At 65.2% G+C, this 18,835-nt stretch carries 20 protein-coding genes and 2 tRNA genes; 12 read left to right on the top strand and 10 right to left on the bottom strand.

Annotated elements, in window-relative coordinates; all coding sequences use genetic code 11:
* Positions 1–56: 56 nt before the first annotated feature.
* Positions 57–536 carry a DNA starvation/stationary phase protection protein Dps gene (dps, locus tag AC1DGP_RS12900; RefSeq protein WP_441489891.1) on the bottom strand — a complete coding sequence of 160 codons (480 nt, stop codon included), beginning with the start codon at positions 534–536 and terminating at the stop codon, positions 57–59.
* A 211-nt stretch (positions 537–747) separates the two neighbouring features.
* Here dps and AC1DGP_RS12895 point away from each other — a divergent pair, with 211 nt between their 5' ends.
* Positions 748–975, top strand: coding sequence for a hypothetical protein (locus AC1DGP_RS12895; RefSeq protein ID WP_441489890.1), 228 nt, complete (start codon positions 748–750; stop codon positions 973–975).
* Between the two features lie 125 nt (positions 976–1,100).
* Here AC1DGP_RS12895 and AC1DGP_RS12890 read toward each other — a convergent pair whose 3' ends face one another.
* The 4 genes from AC1DGP_RS12890 to AC1DGP_RS12875 all read right to left on the bottom strand — a co-directional run bounded on the left by AC1DGP_RS12890 (position 1,101) and on the right by AC1DGP_RS12875 (position 4,796).
* Positions 1,101–1,703 (bottom strand): PopZ family protein, encoded by a 603-nt coding sequence (locus AC1DGP_RS12890; protein WP_441505829.1) that lies wholly within the window; start codon positions 1,701–1,703, stop codon positions 1,101–1,103.
* A gap of 236 nt (positions 1,704–1,939) precedes the next feature.
* Entirely contained in the window at positions 1,940–3,340 is a 1,401-nt protein-coding gene (locus AC1DGP_RS12885; RefSeq protein ID WP_441489888.1) for a TolC family outer membrane protein, read from the bottom strand.
* A 160-nt stretch (positions 3,341–3,500) separates the two neighbouring features.
* On the bottom strand, positions 3,501–4,142 hold the full coding sequence (locus AC1DGP_RS12880) for a protein-L-isoaspartate O-methyltransferase family protein (RefSeq protein WP_441505830.1): 642 nt from the start codon (positions 4,140–4,142) through the stop codon (positions 3,501–3,503).
* Positions 4,143–4,721: 579 nt separating this feature from the next.
* Positions 4,722–4,796: transfer RNA gene (locus AC1DGP_RS12875), tRNA-Asn, on the bottom strand.
* 193 nt (positions 4,797–4,989) lie between these two features.
* Between AC1DGP_RS12875 and AC1DGP_RS12870 the strand changes: the two genes are divergently transcribed.
* The 3 genes from AC1DGP_RS12870 (at position 4,990) to AC1DGP_RS12860 (ending at position 7,093) form a co-directional block, all read left to right on the top strand.
* A tRNA-Cys gene (locus AC1DGP_RS12870) sits at positions 4,990–5,063 on the top strand.
* A 154-nt stretch (positions 5,064–5,217) separates the two neighbouring features.
* Positions 5,218–5,511, top strand: a complete 294-nt coding sequence (locus tag AC1DGP_RS12865) for a hypothetical protein (RefSeq protein ID WP_441489886.1) — start codon at positions 5,218–5,220, stop codon at positions 5,509–5,511.
* Positions 5,512–5,638: 127 nt separating this feature from the next.
* Positions 5,639–7,093, top strand: a complete 1,455-nt coding sequence (locus tag AC1DGP_RS12860) for a cryptochrome/photolyase family protein (RefSeq protein ID WP_441505831.1) — start codon at positions 5,639–5,641, stop codon at positions 7,091–7,093.
* A 23-nt stretch (positions 7,094–7,116) separates the two neighbouring features.
* On the opposite strand, the gene AC1DGP_RS12855 is transcribed toward AC1DGP_RS12860, so the two are convergent.
* Both AC1DGP_RS12855 and AC1DGP_RS12850 read right to left on the bottom strand, forming a co-directional pair.
* Positions 7,117–8,124, bottom strand: coding sequence for a DUF2891 domain-containing protein (locus AC1DGP_RS12855; RefSeq protein WP_441505832.1), 1,008 nt, complete (start codon positions 8,122–8,124; stop codon positions 7,117–7,119).
* Positions 8,111–9,088 (bottom strand): hypothetical protein, encoded by a 978-nt coding sequence (locus AC1DGP_RS12850; RefSeq protein WP_476832198.1) that lies wholly within the window; start codon positions 9,086–9,088, stop codon positions 8,111–8,113. Before AC1DGP_RS12850 ends, AC1DGP_RS12855 begins: the two co-directional genes overlap by 14 nt.
* Positions 9,089–9,159: 71 nt before the next feature.
* Between AC1DGP_RS12850 and AC1DGP_RS12845 the strand changes: the two genes are divergently transcribed.
* Together AC1DGP_RS12845 and aac(3) are read left to right on the top strand one after the other, a co-directional pair.
* On the top strand, positions 9,160–10,092 hold the full coding sequence (locus tag AC1DGP_RS12845) for a LysR family transcriptional regulator (protein ID WP_441505834.1): 933 nt from the start codon (positions 9,160–9,162) through the stop codon (positions 10,090–10,092).
* A gap of 59 nt (positions 10,093–10,151) precedes the next feature.
* A complete protein-coding gene (gene aac(3) / locus AC1DGP_RS12840; protein WP_476770036.1) occupies positions 10,152–11,000 on the top strand; it encodes an aminoglycoside 3-N-acetyltransferase in 849 nt (282 codons plus the stop codon).
* Here the strand turns inward: aac(3) and AC1DGP_RS12835 are convergent.
* Positions 10,969–11,766 carry an SDR family NAD(P)-dependent oxidoreductase gene (locus tag AC1DGP_RS12835; protein WP_441505836.1) on the bottom strand — a complete coding sequence of 266 codons (798 nt, stop codon included), beginning with the start codon at positions 11,764–11,766 and terminating at the stop codon, positions 10,969–10,971. The two genes, aac(3) and AC1DGP_RS12835, sit on opposite strands and share 32 nt — an antisense overlap.
* Before the next feature lie 199 nt (positions 11,767–11,965).
* Between AC1DGP_RS12835 and AC1DGP_RS12830 the strand changes: the two genes are divergently transcribed.
* Positions 11,966–12,682 carry an alanyl-tRNA editing protein gene (locus AC1DGP_RS12830; RefSeq protein ID WP_441505837.1) on the top strand — a complete coding sequence of 239 codons (717 nt, stop codon included), beginning with the start codon at positions 11,966–11,968 and terminating at the stop codon, positions 12,680–12,682.
* A 39-nt stretch (positions 12,683–12,721) separates the two neighbouring features.
* Positions 12,722–13,579 (top strand): 3-mercaptopyruvate sulfurtransferase, encoded by an 858-nt coding sequence (gene sseA, locus AC1DGP_RS12825; protein ID WP_441505838.1) that lies wholly within the window; start codon positions 12,722–12,724, stop codon positions 13,577–13,579.
* Positions 13,580–13,699: 120 nt separating this feature from the next.
* On the opposite strand, the gene AC1DGP_RS12820 is transcribed toward sseA, so the two are convergent.
* Both AC1DGP_RS12820 and AC1DGP_RS12815 read right to left on the bottom strand, forming a co-directional pair.
* Positions 13,700–14,479, bottom strand: coding sequence for an SDR family NAD(P)-dependent oxidoreductase (locus AC1DGP_RS12820; RefSeq protein ID WP_441505839.1), 780 nt, complete (start codon positions 14,477–14,479; stop codon positions 13,700–13,702).
* Positions 14,479–15,177 (bottom strand): hypothetical protein, encoded by a 699-nt coding sequence (locus AC1DGP_RS12815; protein WP_441505840.1) that lies wholly within the window; start codon positions 15,175–15,177, stop codon positions 14,479–14,481. The genes AC1DGP_RS12820 and AC1DGP_RS12815 overlap by 1 nt, the downstream gene beginning before the upstream one ends.
* Before the next feature lie 116 nt (positions 15,178–15,293).
* On the opposite strand from AC1DGP_RS12815, the gene AC1DGP_RS12810 reads away from it, so the two are divergent.
* The 4 genes from AC1DGP_RS12810 (at position 15,294) to AC1DGP_RS12795 (ending at position 18,826) form a co-directional block, all read left to right on the top strand.
* Positions 15,294–16,145, top strand: coding sequence for an IclR family transcriptional regulator (locus AC1DGP_RS12810; protein WP_441505841.1), 852 nt, complete (start codon positions 15,294–15,296; stop codon positions 16,143–16,145).
* Entirely contained in the window at positions 16,142–16,966 is an 825-nt protein-coding gene (locus AC1DGP_RS12805) for an ABC transporter permease (protein WP_441505842.1), read from the top strand. The genes AC1DGP_RS12810 and AC1DGP_RS12805 overlap by 4 nt, the downstream gene beginning before the upstream one ends.
* Before the next feature lie 68 nt (positions 16,967–17,034).
* Positions 17,035–18,027, top strand: a complete 993-nt coding sequence (locus AC1DGP_RS12800) for an ABC transporter substrate-binding protein (RefSeq protein WP_441505843.1) — start codon at positions 17,035–17,037, stop codon at positions 18,025–18,027.
* Positions 18,028–18,034: 7 nt separating this feature from the next.
* Positions 18,035–18,826, top strand: coding sequence for an ABC transporter ATP-binding protein (locus tag AC1DGP_RS12795; RefSeq protein WP_441505844.1), 792 nt, complete (start codon positions 18,035–18,037; stop codon positions 18,824–18,826).
* Positions 18,827–18,835: the final 9 nt, after the last annotated feature.

The raw sequence follows: 18,835 nt of genomic DNA, 5'->3' as shown, positions 1-18,835 counted from the left end.
TTGGTCTTAAGAGCCCATGCGTGGGCGTCCCGTCAACGCTTTCGACAATGCGGATGTCAGGCCGCGCTCGACTCCAGGAACCAGAGCGCCTTGTCGAGCGCCCGAGAATAGCCGGTCAGGATATCGGCCGTGTCCGCATCGCCAGCCTCAGCCGCGGTGTCGATCGCGGTGCGGACGGTCTTGGCGGTCTCGGCGTAGCGCTCGATCAGTTCGGCGAGGTGATCCTTCACCGCAACGATCTCTGTCGGATAGGGCTTCAGCGTCGTGCCCGACGCGACAGTCTGCGTTGTGCCCAGCGCAATCCCGCCAAGCTGTGCCACGCGCTCTGCGACTGTATCGACATGGGTATCGAGCTCGGCGCGGAAGCCATCGAGCATCTCGTGGATAGCGATGAAGCCCGGGCCCTTCAGATTCCAGTGGGCCTGCTTGGTGACAAGCGCAAGATCGATGCCGTCCGCCAGGCGGGCATTGAGCAGGCTGATCATTGAGGTTTTGGTGTTGGACTTCAGATCGATGCGTGACGTCGGCTTCTTCATGGTCAGTCCTCGCGTTGAGACTCGCTGAAGGTGGCGTCGGGCTCGCGAAACTGTCTGCCCCCGAGGACGGCTTCGCACTCCTTCGGATCCGAATCAGGCACGCCCCGGCGCAATCGTCAAACGACGGAGATACGGAACCACGACCTGTCTCAGCGGTTAGGCCTTCATCGATCAGATTGTCCCCGCCCCTCAAGCACAGCAGGATGACCGGATGAAGCTCCTCGTTCACAGTCTCGGAGCATGGCTCGCCGTCGAAGCGGCTTCGGGACGTTTTTCACGCCCTGTCGCGGTCGGCCTGGCGATGCTGGTCTCACGACTTGGCGGGCCAACCGCCGCGTTGACCCTCGCCGGGTTCGCCATCAAGCAGTTGCACGATGCCGGCGCCTTTGACGACATCAGAGTGCCACAACGGGTCCACGGACGGCTACGCGGGCGTTAGATCATCGGACTGGATTTCGTATCCGGGCGGATGAACCGACCTTCTGTGTTTGCATCGAGACTGCAATCCACCTTTCAGGCCGATACCTTAGCCGACCAATCTCGTCCTGGTGAGCGGGAAATGCCTCAGTGCCGGTTACCGCGGGCGACGCGTTCGATTTCGGCGCGCACCAGACGTTCCACCATGGTCGGCAGATTGTCGTCGAGCCAGGTCTTGAGCATCGGCTTCAGCATGTCCTTGACCAGATCCTCGAGCGTACGCGCGTTGTTGGTCAGGACTGTGTGGGCGAGCGCACCGAAGGCATTGTTCACGGCGGAGCCGGCCTGTTCCGAAATCAGAGCAGCCATATCGAGCGATGGCGGCGCGGACTGTGCCGGGACGAAGGCTGGCGGCACGAACATCTGCGCCGGCGGCTCCGGTTGCGGCTTGAACTCGGGCTCGGCCGCTTCGAGGAAATCGACATCCAGGCTGGGCTGAATGGCCACGGCCGGAGGCTCGGGCTCAGCCATCGCCGGTGATACGACCAGGCTCGCCTCGGCTCCGAGATCGAGCACGTCGTCATCGATCTCCTCGACGAGCTGCAACTGGGGCGCCGCGGGTGACGGCTCTGGCGTCGGCGCAGGTGCGCTAGCCTCGGCGGGCTTGACCTCGTCATCCGCGATGATCCGGCGGATGGAGGCGAGAATCTCCTCCATCGACGGTTCGTTGGGCTTGGGTTGCGCGCTCATGCTGGGTCCGACCACTCGACACCGGGCGCGCGGATCGAATCAAACGCAGCCCCAACATTGAGTATTCCACGCAAAGAGCGCCAAGCAAGGCAGGTTCCGGCCCACCCACAGGAGAAATCCGGTCTGTTGCCGGAATGTCTCCCATCGATCAGCGCGCAAGCCCGCTGCAAAACAGAGCGGGCGGACCACAACAGAAACGGGGGCTTCAGCCCCCGTCATTAACACTCAAGGCTGTCTCAGCGACCGTCAGGAACCTGGGTGCCCCAGAGCAGACCCTTGACCTGATCGTAATGCTTGCGGGAGTCGTAGACCGCGGTCTTGAGCTTCAGCGTCTCAGCCGAAAGCCGGCCAACGGCCGAGAGCACGGCATAGGATGCGACGACCCGATCTCGCTGCGCCGTCACCAGCGTCGACCGGGCAATCACCAGTTCCTGCTGCGCGTTGAGCACGTCGAGCGTGGTACGCTGACCGACCTTGGCCTCCTCGCGGACGCCTGCAAGCGCGGTCTCAGCCGCCTGAACCTGTGCCTGAGCCGCAATGATCTGCGCCTTGGCGGCATCAAGGGCGCCCCAGGCGGAGACGACCGCAGCACGCACGGTGTCGCGCGACGTGTCGACGTCGATCCGGCGCTGGCCGGCCGTCTCCTTGGCCTGCCGGGTCCGTGAGTAGACCTGGCCGCCCTCATAGATCGGGATTGTCAGCGTCGCCACAGCGCTCGCCGAGAAGCGATTGTCACCAAAAAGCTGGCTGTCATAGCGCTGCGCGACCAAGCCGCGCACACCCACGGTCGGATAGAGGTCCGCTTCCGTGACCTTCACCTGCAACTCCGCCGCATCGACGCCGTGCAGAGCCGCGATGACCGCAGGATGCCCGACCAACGCGATGTCAAGCGCGGCCGGCAGCGACTTCGGCAGCAGGTTCTCGATGGGACGTCCAGGCGCGAGCTGCTTTGGCTCGACACCGACATTCTGGCGGAAGCGCGCGATGCTGGTCTTGAGGTTCGATTCCGCCAGAATCTCCGCGGATTGCGCCTGCGACAGCCGGGCTTCTGCCTGCGCCACGTCGGTCCGGGTTACTTCACCGACTTGAAATCGGTCGCGCGTCTGGCGCAGCTGCTCCTCGAGAACCTCGACGTTGTTGCGGTTCAAACTGAGAATCGCCGTGTCGCGCAGCACGTTCATGTAGGACGTGGCGGCATCGAGCAGCACGTTCTGCTCGGTATTGCGCAACGTCGCCCGCGCACCCAGCACCTGCGATTCCGCCTGGCTGACAGAGCTGCGGGTCTTGCCACCGTCGAAGATGTTCTGGTCGATCTGGACGCCTGCGCCACGCGGCGCCAGGCGGGACGTGCTGTTGCCCTGTCCGGGCTGATTGGCGTCAAGCAGGCTCGCGCCGATATCCGCCGAGGCGGTGATGCGCGGCCGGTAGCCGGACAGTGCCTGGGGCACGTTCTCGTTGGTGGCGCGCACCAAGGCGCGCTGCGAATTCAGCGTCGGGTTGCCATTATAGGCCCGCGCCAGCGATGCATCCATCGTCTGCGCAGAAGCCGTCGTGATCTGGCTGGCGGCCAAAACGGTGGCCAGAACCGCAGCGAGACCGTATCCGGCCGACTTCCGCCTAATTTCTTTTTCGTTCACGTGGACGCCTCTTGTGCGGACTCAAGTCTCGCCCAGGCATCGCCCCAGCCTCGGCATAGTTGTAGTGATTCATACCCGGAGCCGCGGCCCGCGCCAATCTCACCAAGGCGCGAACAATCGTTTCCATGGCGCAGTGCCGCATAAATGCGACACTGCCGAATCAAAATTCGAAACTCGGAACGCGGCGGAATTCTTCCAAAACAGGCGCGGCAGCATCGAAAACCGGCCTCGCCGACATGGTTTGGGCGCTCTTTTGATAAAGCTGCACCCGCGCGGCCCGCCCCTGCCCCTCGACCAGGATCAGCCGGCCGTTATCGCTGACGAGACCAAAAAGGCTCTCTGGAACGGTCTCGCAGGCGCCGCTGACGAGAATCGCGTCGAAATGAGATTCGGCAGGCCGTGTGGCGCTGAGCGTGACGCCAACAGCGCCAGCCAGCGCAAGCGCGCCACGAGCCTGATCCAGGGCAGCCGCATCAGGCTCCCAAAGCGTGGCGACCGCGCCCATATCCGACATCAATGCAGCGCCATATCCCGTGCCGCCGCCATATTCGAGCACGCGCTCGCCAGGCTGAATGCCGAGCATCTGGATCATCCGCACGATCACCATCGGCGTCATCAGCGCCCGGCTCGTACCCGGCAAGGCGACAGACTGATCGAGATAGGCAAGGTGGGAGAGTTCGGCGGGAAGAAATGCTTCGCGCGGAACGCGGTCGGCAGCCGTGAGAACCGCACGGTCCGTCACGTCATAGGTCCGCAACTGGCAATCGACCATCATCCGGCGCAGCTCGGTGAAGCTGTCCATATCCTCAATCTCCGTCTGCGCGGCGCGTGTTCGCCGTCCTCAGCTTTTGTTCGAGGCGGTCGCAAAAGGCAAGATGGCCGCGGCAGGACACCGGTTCGGCTGCAGCGAGTTCTCACAGCTGAGGAGCACATGCGCGCCGCATCCACAGACGACCTGACGGCGTCGTCGCGAGGCAATCCGGCCAAGATTCGACCGGCAGGATTCTGCCGGCGACATCTCGATTGATCTGCGATCGCGGCCTCTGAATCAGACCGGTTTGGATTCGGTCATTCTGCCCAATAGCGATCGCTCAGCGATCCCTCGATCCTGATCATGACATCGAGAGGGCTCGGCCCATCCTCTCCAGGCAGCTCCGCGCCCGCGCCGTCGATCGGCGCCTGGCGGCCACGCCCTGATCAACGAACCTCGGCGGATCGTGGTGAGGGGATCGCGCAAGGGCGGACGCGCATTACGCGCCGACATGCCGAGAGCTCGGATCAGCAAAAGCGCATAAGATTCTGAAATCGCGAGCCGACACGCTGCCGCCCCCTCGTAGAGGAGATGGCACACGGGCATCAATTTCATGAATGTAAGAAGTGTTGGCTCCCGGAGCAGGATTCGAACCTGCGACCAATCGATTAACAGTCGATTGCTCTACCGCTGAGCTATCCGGGACCGATGGCCGGGGTAATAGCGACGCCTTTGTCCGGGCGCAAGCCCTTTAAGACACTTCGATGGCAGGAATTCCGCTCATCCACAGGTGACCATAGGTCATCATGACGAATGCTGCTGTTCCCGGTTGCGGGCCGGCGCGCCATGTGGTTATAGGCGGCCCTAGGACATCACCGCAGCGTGACTGTCCCCGGATGGCCTCGTGGCGGAGTGGTTACGCAGAGGACTGCAAATCCTTGCACCCCGGTTCGATTCCGGGCGAGGCCTCCACCTCCTTAACATGATGCGCTGACTGCCCTGATCCTCGCGAAAGCGAGGCATCTGTGCCTTGCGCGAGATGAACGGTTCCGGACAATCCCGTTCATCACCGGTTCGAGCCCGATCGGCTTCCATGCTGTCGATCCGATTCACCTGGAGACGAATCATGCGAAACTTTTTCCTCGCCTCGGCCCTGATGCTGGGCCTGACGGCTGCCCTGCCCGCAGCCGCACTCGCAGCGCCACCGACCACGGCTGGCGACCTGCTGAGCGGGACGTCCGACATTCAGCAGGTTCAGTATCGCGACTGGCGCCATGGCCGGGGACACTATTCTCACGGTTATCGCTACGGTCCCCCACGCGGCTATTACGGCCGCCGCCATTACGGCCCGCCGCCCTATGGCTATGCACGCGGGCACTGGCGCCATCGCCAGTATTACGGCCGGCCCTATTACCGCTGATAGCGCCGCATACCGGCCCGGAGGTCGATTCTCCCGCCCGGAAGCAATGCCAGGATCGGCGCCTTGACGGCGCCGATTTCGCGTGAGCCGCTGGTGCAGGCTATCGGGAGGCAGGCTATCAGGAGGGATGAGCGCCTCCTCCCTGTTCTGGTTCCGCGACGATCTGCGTCTCGCCGACAATCCTGCCCTTTGCGCAGCTGCGGCCCATGGCCCCGTCCTTTGCCTCTACATCCTCGACGAATCACCGAAACGGCGCGTGCTGGGCGGCGCAGCGCGCTGGTGGTTGTCACGCTCTCTCGCCGCGCTCGCCGAAGAGCTGGGCGCGCGCGGCGGCAGGCTCGTCCTGATGCGGGGAGACCCTGCCAGGTTGATTCCCATGGTCGTGGCCGCAACAGGCGTCGACCTCGTCACCTGGAATCGTCGCTACGAGGCCGCCGCCATTGCGCTTGATTCTGAGGTGAAGCGCGAACTGACCCAGGCCGGCACGACCGTCGCGAGCTACAATGCCAGCCTGCTCAACGAACCCTGGCAGATCGCAACGGGCTCCGGCACGCCCTTCAAGGTCTTCACGCCCTATTGGCGCGCAGTCCGGGCGCGCGGCGAGCCGGCAGCTCCTGCCCCAGCCCCCACACAGCTGAGACCGCTGCCTCTCCCCGAATCGCTGAAACCGCTTGCCCTCGATCATGAGAGGCTGATGCTGGAACCGACCGCGCCCGATTGGGCTGGAGGCATGCGCGAGGCCTGGATTCCGGGCGAGGCTGGCGCGACGGGCGCCGTCTCCTCTTTCCTCGGCGAGGCGATCGCAGGCTACAGCGAGGGTCGCAATCGTCCCGACAAGGTCTCGACCTCGCGCCTCTCTCCGCATCTGCGCTTCGGTGAAATCGGGCCCCGCCAGCTCTGGCACGCCACGCTGGCAGCCCGGCATGCAGGAGAAATCCCGGGCAGCGCCGGCGATGCAGAGAAATTTCTCTCCGAAATCGGCTGGCGTGAATTCTCCTACCACCTGCTCTTCCATCACCCTGACCTGGCGACGCAGAACTTCAACGCGCGTTTCGACGCTTTTCCATGGCGACAGGACGATGCCGCGCTGCACGCCTGGCAACGCGGGCTGACAGGCTATCCGATCGTCGATGCCGGCATGCGCGAACTCTGGACGACCGGCTGGATGCATAATCGCGTGCGGATGATCGTCGCGTCCTTCCTGATCAAGCACCTGCTCATAGACTGGCGCGAAGGCGAGCGCTGGTTCTGGGACACTCTGGTTGACGCCGACCCCGCCAATAATCCCACGAGTTGGCAATGGGTTGCGGGATCGGGCGCCGATGCCGCTCCCTATTTCCGCATCTTCAACCCAGTGACGCAGGGCGAGAAATTCGACCCCGACGGCACCTATGTCCGACGCTGGATTCCGGAACTCGGTCAGCTTCCAGCCCCGGAGATCCACAGTCCCTGGACGCTTTCGCCTGGCAAGCTCGCGGCCGCTGGCGTCCGGCTCGGAGAAACCTATCCACGCCCGATCATCGATCTCGGTTTTGGCCGGCAGCGGGCGCTCGATGCCCTTGCGTCCCTGGGTCGCGCATAGCCTGCCTGCCGTGCTTCGTGCCCTCATCCTTCGAGCGCGAGCACGGCAAAGCTCGCGAGCCAGTGTTCGCCCATATAGTCGCCGGCGATATGGGGAAGCCCGGCCGCCAGGTGCCGTGCGGCAGCGTCCTCTGCCAGGGTTCGGCGCGGATCGCCCGGCGGCAGCGCCGCGGAGAGCGCGCGCCAGCACCACGCCCGGCTGAGATTCAGACCATCGAGATGGGCGATCTTGCCATCCGTGCGATCGCTGACAGTCGCCGGCCGGAACAGGGTTTCCGGTCCGCTGTCGGCAAGCCTGGGCAGGAAGACGTCGAACCAGGGCAGAAATTCCTCCCCTGGCAGGAGACGCCTCATGCATTCCGCCTCGATCAGCGCCGAGGACAGGAAGTCGTCGCCGCTCGGCTCGCCCCAGGCCGGGCAATCCGCATCCCCGCCGTACCAGCGCCTGCCGGTGTCTCGCAGCAGCGCCATGAAGGCGTCGTCCCGCGTCACCGCAGCATAGTCTGCCGCCATCCTGAGGCCGAAGGCCGTGTTGAAATGCGTGCCCACGCGGACCGGATAGGTCGCGAGCGGCAGAAAGTCGCGAAAGCGCTGAGCGAATGCGTCCGCCAGCGGCGCGAGCATCTGCGACCAGCGCTGGTCGTCATGCAGGTGCAGTTCCTCGGCCAGTTTCAAAAGCCAAGCCCAGCCATAGGGCCGCTTGAAGCCGCGCGCCGTCGGCGCCGCAAGATAGGCGCACTCGACGGCGACCTTGTCCGCGACGAACTGTTCGTCGAACAGGGCGCAGATATCTCCGGCATTCGGAAGGTCCGGAAAGCGGCGCAGCAGGCGCGCCAGCATCCAGTAGCTGTGAACGCAGGAATGCCAGTCATAGCTGCCATAGAAGACCGGATGGAGTTCACGCGGCGTTCGGGCGTCTTCGGGGCCGGCCAGGACATGATCAGGCTTGTTGGGGTATTCGCGCCGGACGTGCCCCAGCGCAATGGCGGCGAAGCGAGCCGCCAGTTCCGGCGTAAGATCAGATCGTGTCATCGGCATTCCCTTCGATTGACATGGCACGACCGGAGATTCCGGTGACCGGACAATCCTTGCGTGACCTTGCGAGCAGCGCCTCGAGCAGGCGCGGCATGATGTAGATCGGCAGCTGAGTCGCTGCGAAGTAAAGTGCCATCCGCGGGGTTGCAGCAGTACCAAGCGCCGACCAGACCAGACCGACATTGCGGTTCCCGAGAATCAGGCCGACCGCCAGGCGTTCGCGCAAGGAACCCGGCAGCACCAGGACCCCGCCAAGCTGCATGCCGAGATTGCAGGCGAAGGCAAGCGCCAGGCAGATGATGGCCGCCTGAGGATCATTCTCGATCTGGCTGCGCATGCCGGCCATGGTCGCCAGAGCGAAGACCAGCAATGCTGCGACAGTGATGCCATCGACCGCGGCGCCATGGGCAGCCAGCGCGGCTGCGGCGTGCCGCCTCAGGATGAGCGCGACGCCCTCAGCCCCTCCGATCAGCAGCGCAAGCCTCAGCGCGAGGTCAAGAGGCGCGACGGAGAGCCCGCCGGACCAGCTTGCCAGCAACGGTATGGTGAGGAGCGCCAGCGCCATGGACAGGAGCGTGACGACCAGCGGCACCGCACCATCCAGCCCCAGCATTCTTGCGACCGCCGCGGTGCCACTCGACGGTGGCACTGAGCTGGCCAGAACCAGCGCCAGTGCGAGCTCAGGGGCAAGGCCGATCAGATGCGCGGCGATGCCTGCGAGGATCGGACATGCGATCATCGCGACGCAGGGTAGGAAGACCGACAGCGAAGGACGCCGGATCACGGCGACCACCGCGATCATGTCGATCCGCAGCAGCGTCCCGAGCACGATCAGGAAGATCGCCGCCGGCATCAGCGGGCGCGCCAGCTCGGCCAGCGTGGGAAAAATCAGCCCGAGCATGACGCCGAGCGCCAGCAATGTCGGCCCGCGCGGGATCAGGCGCGGAAGATTGGATCGCATGAGACACGCCCGTTTGCCTGGGGCGCAGACGATAGGCAGGCATATCGCCATCTTGGAAATCGATTATCGGCATGACCATAATCGTCGCCATGAATTTGGCTGCGATCGATCTCAATCTCCTCGTCGCCTTCGAGGCCCTGATGGAGGAGCGCCATGTGACCCGCGCAGGGCAGCGCATCGGGTTGGCACAACCCTCGATGAGCAGCGCGCTGGCGCGCCTGCGAGCCCTGTTCGACGACGACCTGCTGGTCAGGACGGCCGAGGGCATGCAGCCGACCGCCAGGGCGCTTGCCCTGGCCCGACCGGTCAGCGAGGCGCTGGAACAGATTCGCAGAACGCTGGATTCCGGGCCGGGCTTCGATCCAGGCTCGGCACGGAGGCATTTCACCATCGCAGTGACGGATTACGGCGACCTCGTCATCGTGCCGGCCCTTGTCGAAGCGCTGCGGCGCGACGCGCCCGGGGTCGATCTCACCGTGCGTCCCATCACCGATGCGGTCGAGAGCCTGGCGCGGCTGGAACGCGGCGAGGTCGATGCCCTGATCGGCGGCCATCTGCCCGCCTCCTCCCGCACAACCCGGCAGTTCCTGCTGATGGAGCGCTTCACCTGCGTTCGCGATGCATCCCGCGCAGCTCCGGGCATCTCGCTCGACCGTGCTGATTTCGTGCGCCTCCCCCATGTCCTGTTCTCGTCGATGGGAGGCGATGGCTCACCGAGTGCCGTCGATGCCATTCTGTCGGAACACGGACACAAGCGCAGGGTCGCGGTCACGCTTCCGCATGTCGTGGCGGTGCCCTTTGTACTGGCAGGGACTGATCTCGTGGCGACCATGGCGGAGCGAATCGCCCTGCGCTTTGCCGACGTGGCAGGCGTGGCGATCCTTCCCCTACCCTACGAGGTTCCGGCTTTCGCGATCGACCTCGTGCATGGACTGCGCGCAACGTCGAACCCGGCGATGCAATGGTTCGTCGATCTCATCGTCAAAACCTGCCGGACAATCTGAAACGCGCCACAATCGTCCGTCACGGCCATGACGTTGAGTCAGCGCCGGATCAATTTCGCATGTCGGACACACTCCCCGCCTTCCTCACCCGCGCGGCCCTGCGTGCGGACCTCCAGCGCCTCGGCCTGCAGCCCGGCGACACCGTGATGGTCCATGCCGCGATGAGCCGCGTCGGACGCTTGCTGAACGGTCCCGATGCCTTGATCGGCGCCCTGCTCGACACAATCGGCGCTCAGGGAACGCTGCTGGCCTATACCGACTGGGACGGCGCCTATGACGACCTGCTCGACGATGAGGGCCGCGTTCCCGAAACCTGGCGCGCGCATCTCCCGCCCTTCGATCCGGCGTCGTCACGTGCCATTCGCGACAATGGCGTGCTGCCGGAATTCCTGCGCACCACCCCCGGCGCGAAACGCAGTGGCAATCCCGGCGCTTCGGTTGCAGCACTCGGTGCCAGGGCGGACTGGATCACGCAGGATCACCCGCTCGACTATGGCTATGGCGAAGGTTCTCCGCTGGCGAAGCTCGTCTCCATCGGCGGCAAGGTTCTCATGGTCGGCGCCCCCCGCGACACGCTGACCCTGCTGCATCACGCCGAACACCTCGCGCAGATCCCGGGCAAGCGCATCCTGCGCCGGGAAGTCCCGTTCGCGACCGCATCCGGCACGCTGTGGCGGATGATCGAGGAATTCGACACGGGCGATCCCATCGTCGCCGGGCTCGATGAGGATTACTTTGCCGAGATCGTCGGTGCATTCCTTGCCTCCGGACAGGGTCGGCAGGGACAGATCGGCGCCGCAGCAAGCATCCTCGTCGACGCTGCGGCGATCACCCATTTCGGCGTCGCTTGGCTGGAGAGCCGCTTCGGCGGGCAGCTTACGCCTGCTCTCGCTTCGCCCGGCCGGTAAACCACCCGATCGCCCGGAAATAGACCGGGTAGGGCAACAGGTTGATCAGCTTCACCGCCCATGACAGCCGGCGTGGAAAGCTGATCTCGAAGCCGCCGCGCGCGAAGCCGTCGACGATGCGTTTTGCTGCAACCGCCTCGGTCATCAGGAGCGGCATCGAGAAATCGTGCTGGCGCGTCAGGGGCGTATCGACGAAGCCCGGATTGACGACCTGAAGACGAATGCCGAGCCTGTCGCAGTCGAATTTCAGCGCCTCGCACATGTAGATCGTCGCCGCCTTGGAAGCGCCATAGGCGGCGGCTCTCGGCAGGCCGCCGAAACCGGCGATCGAGGCGTTGACCGCAATATGGCCACGGCCCCGCGGCTTCATCCGCTCCAGCACGGCGGCCAGCCCCTTGGCTGCTCCAAGGGTGTTGACCGCCAGAGCAGCCTCGAGAGCCGCGATGTCAAACACGCCGGGTCGGGTGACTGGCGCGACGCCGGCATTCAGGAAGGCCAGCGCGATCGGCCCATGCACGCTCTCGATGGCATCGACCACCACGCGCATGGCTGCGGCATCCGTCACGTCGCCGGCATGGGCAACGATACGACCGGGCAATCCGGTCGCGCGTCGTGCGAGTTCTTCGAGTTGTTCCAGCCGTCGCGCCGTGATCGCCACCGTCCACCCGCGAGCGGCCAGTTCGAGTGCGACGGCCTCGCCGATGCCGGAACTCGCGCCGGTGACCCAGGCGACGCCGTCCTGCGGCTGCATGCGCGGCAATGACATGGTTTCTCCGGACGAGAGGCCTCCCGGACATACAGCCCCACAAGTGATCGGCGCAACCTTGCCGCCCTGCCCGTCCCGCTTCTGCAGCGCCTCGATCGCCGCAATCCCCACACGGCGTCATGGCATGTGGCGCACGCCACGCAATCGGTGCAGTCTGCCGGCCGCAGCGCCAGCCGCAGATGAATCAGGACCACGACCGATGCCGACAGAATTGCTCTTCCGCCAGGACTCCTACCTCGCCGAGACCCCGGCCAAGGTAGAGGCGCTGAACGAGCGCGGCGGCATCGTTCTCGATCGCACGGTGTTTTACGCCACCGGCGGCGGCCAGCCGGGCGATGCCGGGCGGATCCGCCTCGCCGACGGCAGCGAGATCGCCATCGGCACCACGATATACGACCCCGAGGACAAGAGCCGCGTCATCCATGTGCCGCTCGAGGGCCAGGCCGCACCTCAGCCCGGCGACACTGTCACCCTGTTGCTCGACTGGGAGCGCCGCCTGAAGCGCATGCGAATCCACACGGCCCTGCACCTGCTCAGCGTCGTGCTGCCCTTCCCCGTCACCGGCGGCTCGATCGGCGATGGCGACGGCCGTCTCGATTTCGACATTCCGGAAGGCGGGCTCGACAAGGCGGAGATCGGCGAGAAGCTGAACGCGCTGATCGCCCGCAATGCCGCCGTCAGCGAGCGCTGGATTACCGACGAGGAGCTCGACGCCAATCCCGGCCTGGTCAAGACCATGTCGGTGAAGCCACCGCGCGGGTCCGGTCGCGTCCGGCTGGTTTCGATCGAAGGCATCGATCTCCAGCCCTGCGGCGGAACTCATGTCCGCAACACCTCCGAGATCGGTGTTGTTGCGATCACCGATATCGAGAAGAAGGGCAAGCAGAACAGGCGCGTGCGCATCGCGCTTGCCTGAGCCCGCCAGACTTCGCCTCATCAGCAGGAAACGCCGACCATGGCCAGCAACGATGTTTTCGTCTCCACCGAATGGCTCGCCGAGCGCCTGAACGCGCCCGATATCGTGGTGGTCGACGGCTCCTGGTATCTCCCCGTGCATGCCCGCGATCCCGCCGCCGAATACGCGGCACGGCGCATTCCTGGTGCGGTGCGCTTCGACATCGATACGGTGAAGGACGCCAAGTCCGATCTGCCGCACATGCTGCCGCGGCCGGATGCCTTCGCGGCCGCTGTCGGCGCCATGGGAATCGGCGACGGCATGCGCATTGTGGTCTATGACGGGCTCGGCCTGTTCTCGGCCGCGCGCGTCCGCTGGACCTTCAAGACCTTCGGGGCGAAGGACGTCGTCATCCTCGAAGGCGGCTTCCCGAAATGGCAGGCCGAAGGTCGCCCGATCGAGGAAGGCCCGCCCCGTACCCGCGCCGCCCGCACCTTCACCGCCCGTCTCGACCACTCCGCCGTGGCCGATGCCGGCGATGTCGAGCGTGCGCTGAATGGCGCTGCGATCCAGGTCGTCGACGCCCGTCCGGCCGACCGCTTCCGCGGCGAGGCGCCGGAGCCGCGCGCCGGCGTGCGCTCGGGCCATATGCCGGGTTCGCTCAACCTGCCCTTCCCGGCAATCATCGCCGATGGCAGGCTCCGTTCGCCGGAGGCGATCGCTGCCGCCTTCACCGAGGCTGGCGTCGATCTGGACAAGCCGATGATCACCAGTTGCGGCTCGGGCGTCTCGGCCGCGATCCTCTCGACCGCGCTCGAGACCATCGGCAAACCGGCGCGCGCCATCTATGACGGCTCCTGGGCCGAATGGGGCGCGAGCGACCGGGCGATCGCAACGGGGCCGGCCAGGAAGAGCTAAAGCACCGGCTCGAAAACTGGATTGCGGCTTTCGGGAAAGCCGATCCAAACGCAGAAGGCTGGGTCGTCGGACCGGACACCAGATCCGATCCGACGATCTAAGAAAGCGCTGGAGTTTGACTCAGTAAGTCGCTCTGCCGCCTGACAGATCGAAAATGCCCCCGGTCGAGAAGGAGCACTCGTCGGAGGAGAGCCAGAGCACCATTCTGGCCACCTCCTCGATCTCGACGAAGCGGCCCATCGGGATACGGCCAAGGATGTCTGCGCGGCGCTCGGCCGAGATTTCCTTGGCCATCGCGGTTTCGGCAGCGGCCGGCGTGATCGCCGTCACGATAATGCCGTCGCGTGCGGTTTCCTTGGCGACGCTCTTAGTCAGCGCGATCAATCCTGCCTTGGAGGCGCTGTAGGCAGCCGCCATCGCCATGCCTTCCTTGCCCTGGATCGAAGCAATGTTGACGACATGGCCGCGCAACGGGTGCGGGTTCTGTGCGGTGTGGCGCGCTGCTTGTGCCCGCATGCGCCCGACGACCGCACGCGTCACGAGATAGGCTCCGAACAGGTTCACCTGCAGCACGCGCTGAAAATTCTCCGGCGAGGTTTCCCAGACCGGTTTGACCTCGCCGAGCACACCGGCATTGTTGACGAGGATATCGACCCGGCCACCGGTAAAGACGGTATCGGCGGCATGTTCGACCGCCGCCACATTCGTGATGTCGACCTCCCGGACGCTGATGGCCGGGCCGAGTTCCGACCGCGCCTGCGCCAGCGCCGACGCGCTCATGTCCCAGAGCTCGACTTCGGCGCCGGCATCCATCAGCGCCTTGGCCATGCCACGCCCGAGCCCGCCAGCCCCACCGGTGATGATCGCGCGGCGCCCGCCGAATTCGTAGGTCGCAGTCATTAGCCCGCACTCCAGGCAGTCTTGGTTCGGGTGATCTGGTGACGATAGAGCCCTAGATCGAATGGCCCCTCGCCGCCAAGCGCCGTGAGTTTCTCAGCCGCGAGCTCCACCTTGGCCAAGCTCACGAATTCCGCCTCGTCTCCCCAGCCTTCGAGCAGCAACACCCAGCGTGGGACGGCATTGGCGACGCCACGCGCCTTCTGCTCGGCCGTGGCGACGCCGCTCGCCTCGGCATCGGCGGTGAGCACATGCACGCCGGCGACGCCCGGTCGCCCCAGCAGATCGGGAACCAGCTGCCGAAGCAAGGCAGCCTTGTGTTCCGCCGCCTGCACGTCCGGCACATCATAGCGCAGCGTCGCGATCAGCCCACCCTGCGCCGGCCCGGCGCTATGCGCCACCCGGCAGATCGAGCGGGCGACCGAGCGGAAATGCTTGACCGCGGCAAGGGTCCAGGGTGTCGGCGCGTTCACGCGTGCCGTGTAATCCTGTCCCTTCAGAACCTCGACGCTCAGCGCCTCGTAGAGATTGAAGAATTCGAGATCGGCCTCAATGGCGACATAGCGCCGGCCGCGCAGGAATCCAGGAATGCCGACCCGTTCCGGCATGTGCTCCTGACCATGCCAGGCATAGAAGACCTCGCGTCCTTCCGGCGCGATGTCGTGCCAGATTGCGACCGCCCCCTCGCCTGCCAAACTCATGGTCGCTCCCCTCTCCAGCCATCGCAGGGCCGTTGACTCGGCCTGTCCTCGCTCATATACGAAATCAAATTCCGAAATGGAATGCTATTCCAAAAAGAAGATATGAGGGTGGAACGGTGACGATCGCAGCGGTGGACCGCGCGCTGAAGATGCTGGAAATGCTGTCGGGCGAACCCGCCGGCATCGATCTCGGCGCCCTCGCCGAGCGGCTCGACCTGCCTGCCAGTGCGACCCACCGCCTGCTGACCACCTTCGCCGAGCGCGGCTTTGTCGCGCAGGATCCCGCTAGCGGCGCCTATGCGCTGACCCTGAAGCTCTCGCTCCTCGCCTTCCGCAATCTCGACCTGCGTCATCTGCCCGATGCCGGTCAGATCGTGCTCGACCGGCTCGCCCAGGCGACGGGCGAATATTGTCGCCTGGCCGTGGTCGAGGGGGAGAATCTGGTCTGGATCGCGCGGTCGCAGGGCGCGACCGCCGGCCTGCGCTACGAGCCGCCAATGGGCTCGGAAATCGTCCTGCATGCCACGGCGACCGGCAAGGCCTGGCTCGCCTCCCTGCCCGAAGACCAGGCGCTTCGCATCGTTTGCGCGCGCGGCTTTCAGGCGGAGGGGCGCACGGGTCCCAATGCCGTCACCGGCGTCGAGGCCTTGCGCAGCCATCTCGCCGAGACGCGGCAGCGCGGCTTTGCACTCGCCGTGGAGGAAGGCGAGATCGGCACTGTGGCGATGGCGACGACCTTTCGCTCCGCGCCTGGAGCCGAGGCGCCGATCGCCGGCACATTGAGCGTCGCCGGCCCTGCGGCCCGGATGCAGGTCGCGCGCCATGGCTCGATTGCCGACGCTCTGCACAGGGCCGCAGTCGAGATGGCCGAGATCTGGCCGTTGCGCCGTCGCCAGAGTTCATCGCTGCAGAGCCCTTCGCTGAATGGCCGGCCGAGCCCTCTCCTCCAGACAGGAATCCAGGCATGAGCAACGATGGTGCCATCGCGCCTGCCGCGGCATCCTCCGCGACACCTGTTCCGGCCACCGGCCCTGCCCACGCCTGGGTCTCCGCGATTGCCTGGCCTCTTGCCAGCTTTGCCGTGCTGCTGCTCGCCTGGCAGTGGTTCGTGCCGATGGCCGGCATCCCGGAATACATCCTGCCCGTGCCGAGCGCCTTCTTCGAGCGGCTCTGGATCGACCGGGCCCTGATCGCCCAGCACACGCTGGTGACCGCCAATGAGATCGTGCTCGGCTTCCTGATGGCGGCGGTGATCTCGATCCCGCTCGGCTACATCATCGTCTCCGTGAAGATCCTGGAGAAGGCGATCTACCCGGTCATCGTCTTCTTCCAGCTTGTGCCCAAGATCGCGATCGCCCCGCTCTTCGTGGTCTGGTTCGGCTTCGGCTTGTTCCCGAAGGTGCTGCTGACCTTCCTGCTCTGCTTCTTCCCAACACTGGTCGCCAGCATGACCGGCTTCAGGGCGCTGGACGAGCGGGTGCTCTACCTGACGCGCTCGATGGGCGCCTCAGCCTGGCAGACCTTCCGCTATGTCCGGGTGCCGGCAGCGCTGACCTATATCTTCTCCGGCCTGAAGGTCTCCGCCGTCTTCGCTGCCACCGGCGCCATCGTCGGCGAGTTCGTCGGCGCCAATGCCGGCCTCGGGTATCTGCTGCTGCGCGGCACCAGCTTCCTCGACATGCCGCTGATCTTCGCCTGCCTCGTTGCGCTCAGCCTCGTCGGCATCGTCTTCAGCTATCTCGTCGACGGGCTCGAAGTGCTGCTGATGCCCTGGCAGCGAAAGGGCTGACCTATCCAAGACCAAGAAATACCCGGCTCGAACCGGGGCACCGGACAATGATCATGGGAGGAACCAACATGAACCGCCGCAGTCTCATCGCCGCAGCAACACTGATCGCGCTCAGCGCCACGACCGCCTTCGCTCAGGGCGCCGGCAAGCCGATGAAGATCACGCTGAACTTCCTCGCCGCAGCGCCCAATGCCGGCTTCATGATGGCCAAGCAACTCGGTCTCTACGAGAAGGCCGGCATCAACCTGACCATCGAGGAAGGCAAAGGCTCAGGCACCACTGCGCAGATGGTCGCGACCGGCCAGACCGATATCGGCTTCGCCGACGCGCCTGCCGCGATGCAGCTGCGCACTAAGGGCGCGCCGGTGAAGATCATCGCCCCGGTTCTGCAGACCAACGGCTTTGCCATAATCTCGCTCGAAGAGAGCCACATCGCCTCCCCCAAGGACCTGATCGGCAAGAAGGTCGCGGTCCAGCCCGGCACGGCCCAGACGACGCTGCTCGATGCGATCCTGGCCAGCAACCAGATCGACAAGACCAAGCTCGACATCATCAATATCGATCCCGGCGCCTTTGTCGGCGCGCTGCTGGAAAAGAAGGTCGACGCCATCCTCGGCGGTGCCGATTTCCATTCGATCCAGATTCGCGAGCGCGGCTTCAAGGTGCGCGACATCTTCTATCGCGATGTCGGCGTGCCGACCGTCGGCCTCTCGATGATCGCCCGCGACGACCGGATCAAGGCCGATGCCGATCTGTTCAAGAAATTCGTCGAGGCGAGCCTCCAGGGCTGGGACGCCGCCCGCAAGAACCCCGACGCTGCGGCCGATGCAGTGGTGGCGCAATTTCCTTCGGTGAAGAAGGCCCAGGTGCTGGCGCAGTTCGACGTCGTCAACAAGCTGCTCTGCGCACCGGGCGCGACGTCACTCGGCAAGGTTCCGGAAAAGAACTGGACCGTCAGCTTCGACCTGCTGACGCAATATCTCGGTCTGCCCAAGGACAAGCCGATCACAGACTATTACTCGACCGAGCTGCTGCCCGCCTCGGCACCAGCCTGTTCCTGAGGATTCCATGAGCCTCGCGACTCAAGCCCCGAGCTCCGGCGCCGCCTCCATCCAGGGACGCGGCGTCATCAAGACCTTCGGCAGCTTCACCGCCGTCGACGGTCTCACCCTCGATATCCGGAGCGGCGAATTCGTCAGCCTGATCGGCCCTTCCGGCTGTGGCAAGAGCACCTTCATGCTCATGGCGGCCGGGCTGATGCCGGTCAGCGCCGGCGAATTGCTGGTCGACGGCCGGACACTGACCGAACCGCTCACCGATATCGGCATCGTCTTCCAGGACCATCTGCTGCTGGAGTTCCGGACCGCTCTGGAGAACGTCATGCTCCAGGCCGAGATCCGTGGCCTGCCCTTGGCGCCGGCACGCGCCCGTGCGCTCGATCTATTCGCCAAGCTCGGCATCTCGCATGCGGTCGATCGCTATCCGAAGCAGCTCTCGGGCGGCATGCGCCAGCGCGTCTCGCTCGCCCGGGCCCTGATCCACAATCCGTCGGTGCTGATGATGGACGAGCCCTTCGGCGCCCTCGACGCCATCACCCGCACGCAGATCCGGCACGATCTCGAAATGCTCTGGCTGGAGACCGGCAAGACGGTCGTGTTCATCACCCACAGCATCGACGAGGCGATCGGCCTTTCCGACCGCGTGCTGGTGATGTCGCCGACACCCGGGCGCATCGTCGACGAAATCGCGATCGAGCTGCCGCGGCTACGCCCCGCCCATCTCGGCGACTACCCGAGCTTCAACGCCTATGCCGACCGCATCCACGACGCCTTCAGGCGTTTTGGCGTGATCCGGTATTGAGGCTTGCCA

This window comes from Allobosea sp. 05T433 (assembly GCF_056396065.1).
This window is presented reverse-complemented; position numbering and strand designations above follow the sequence as displayed.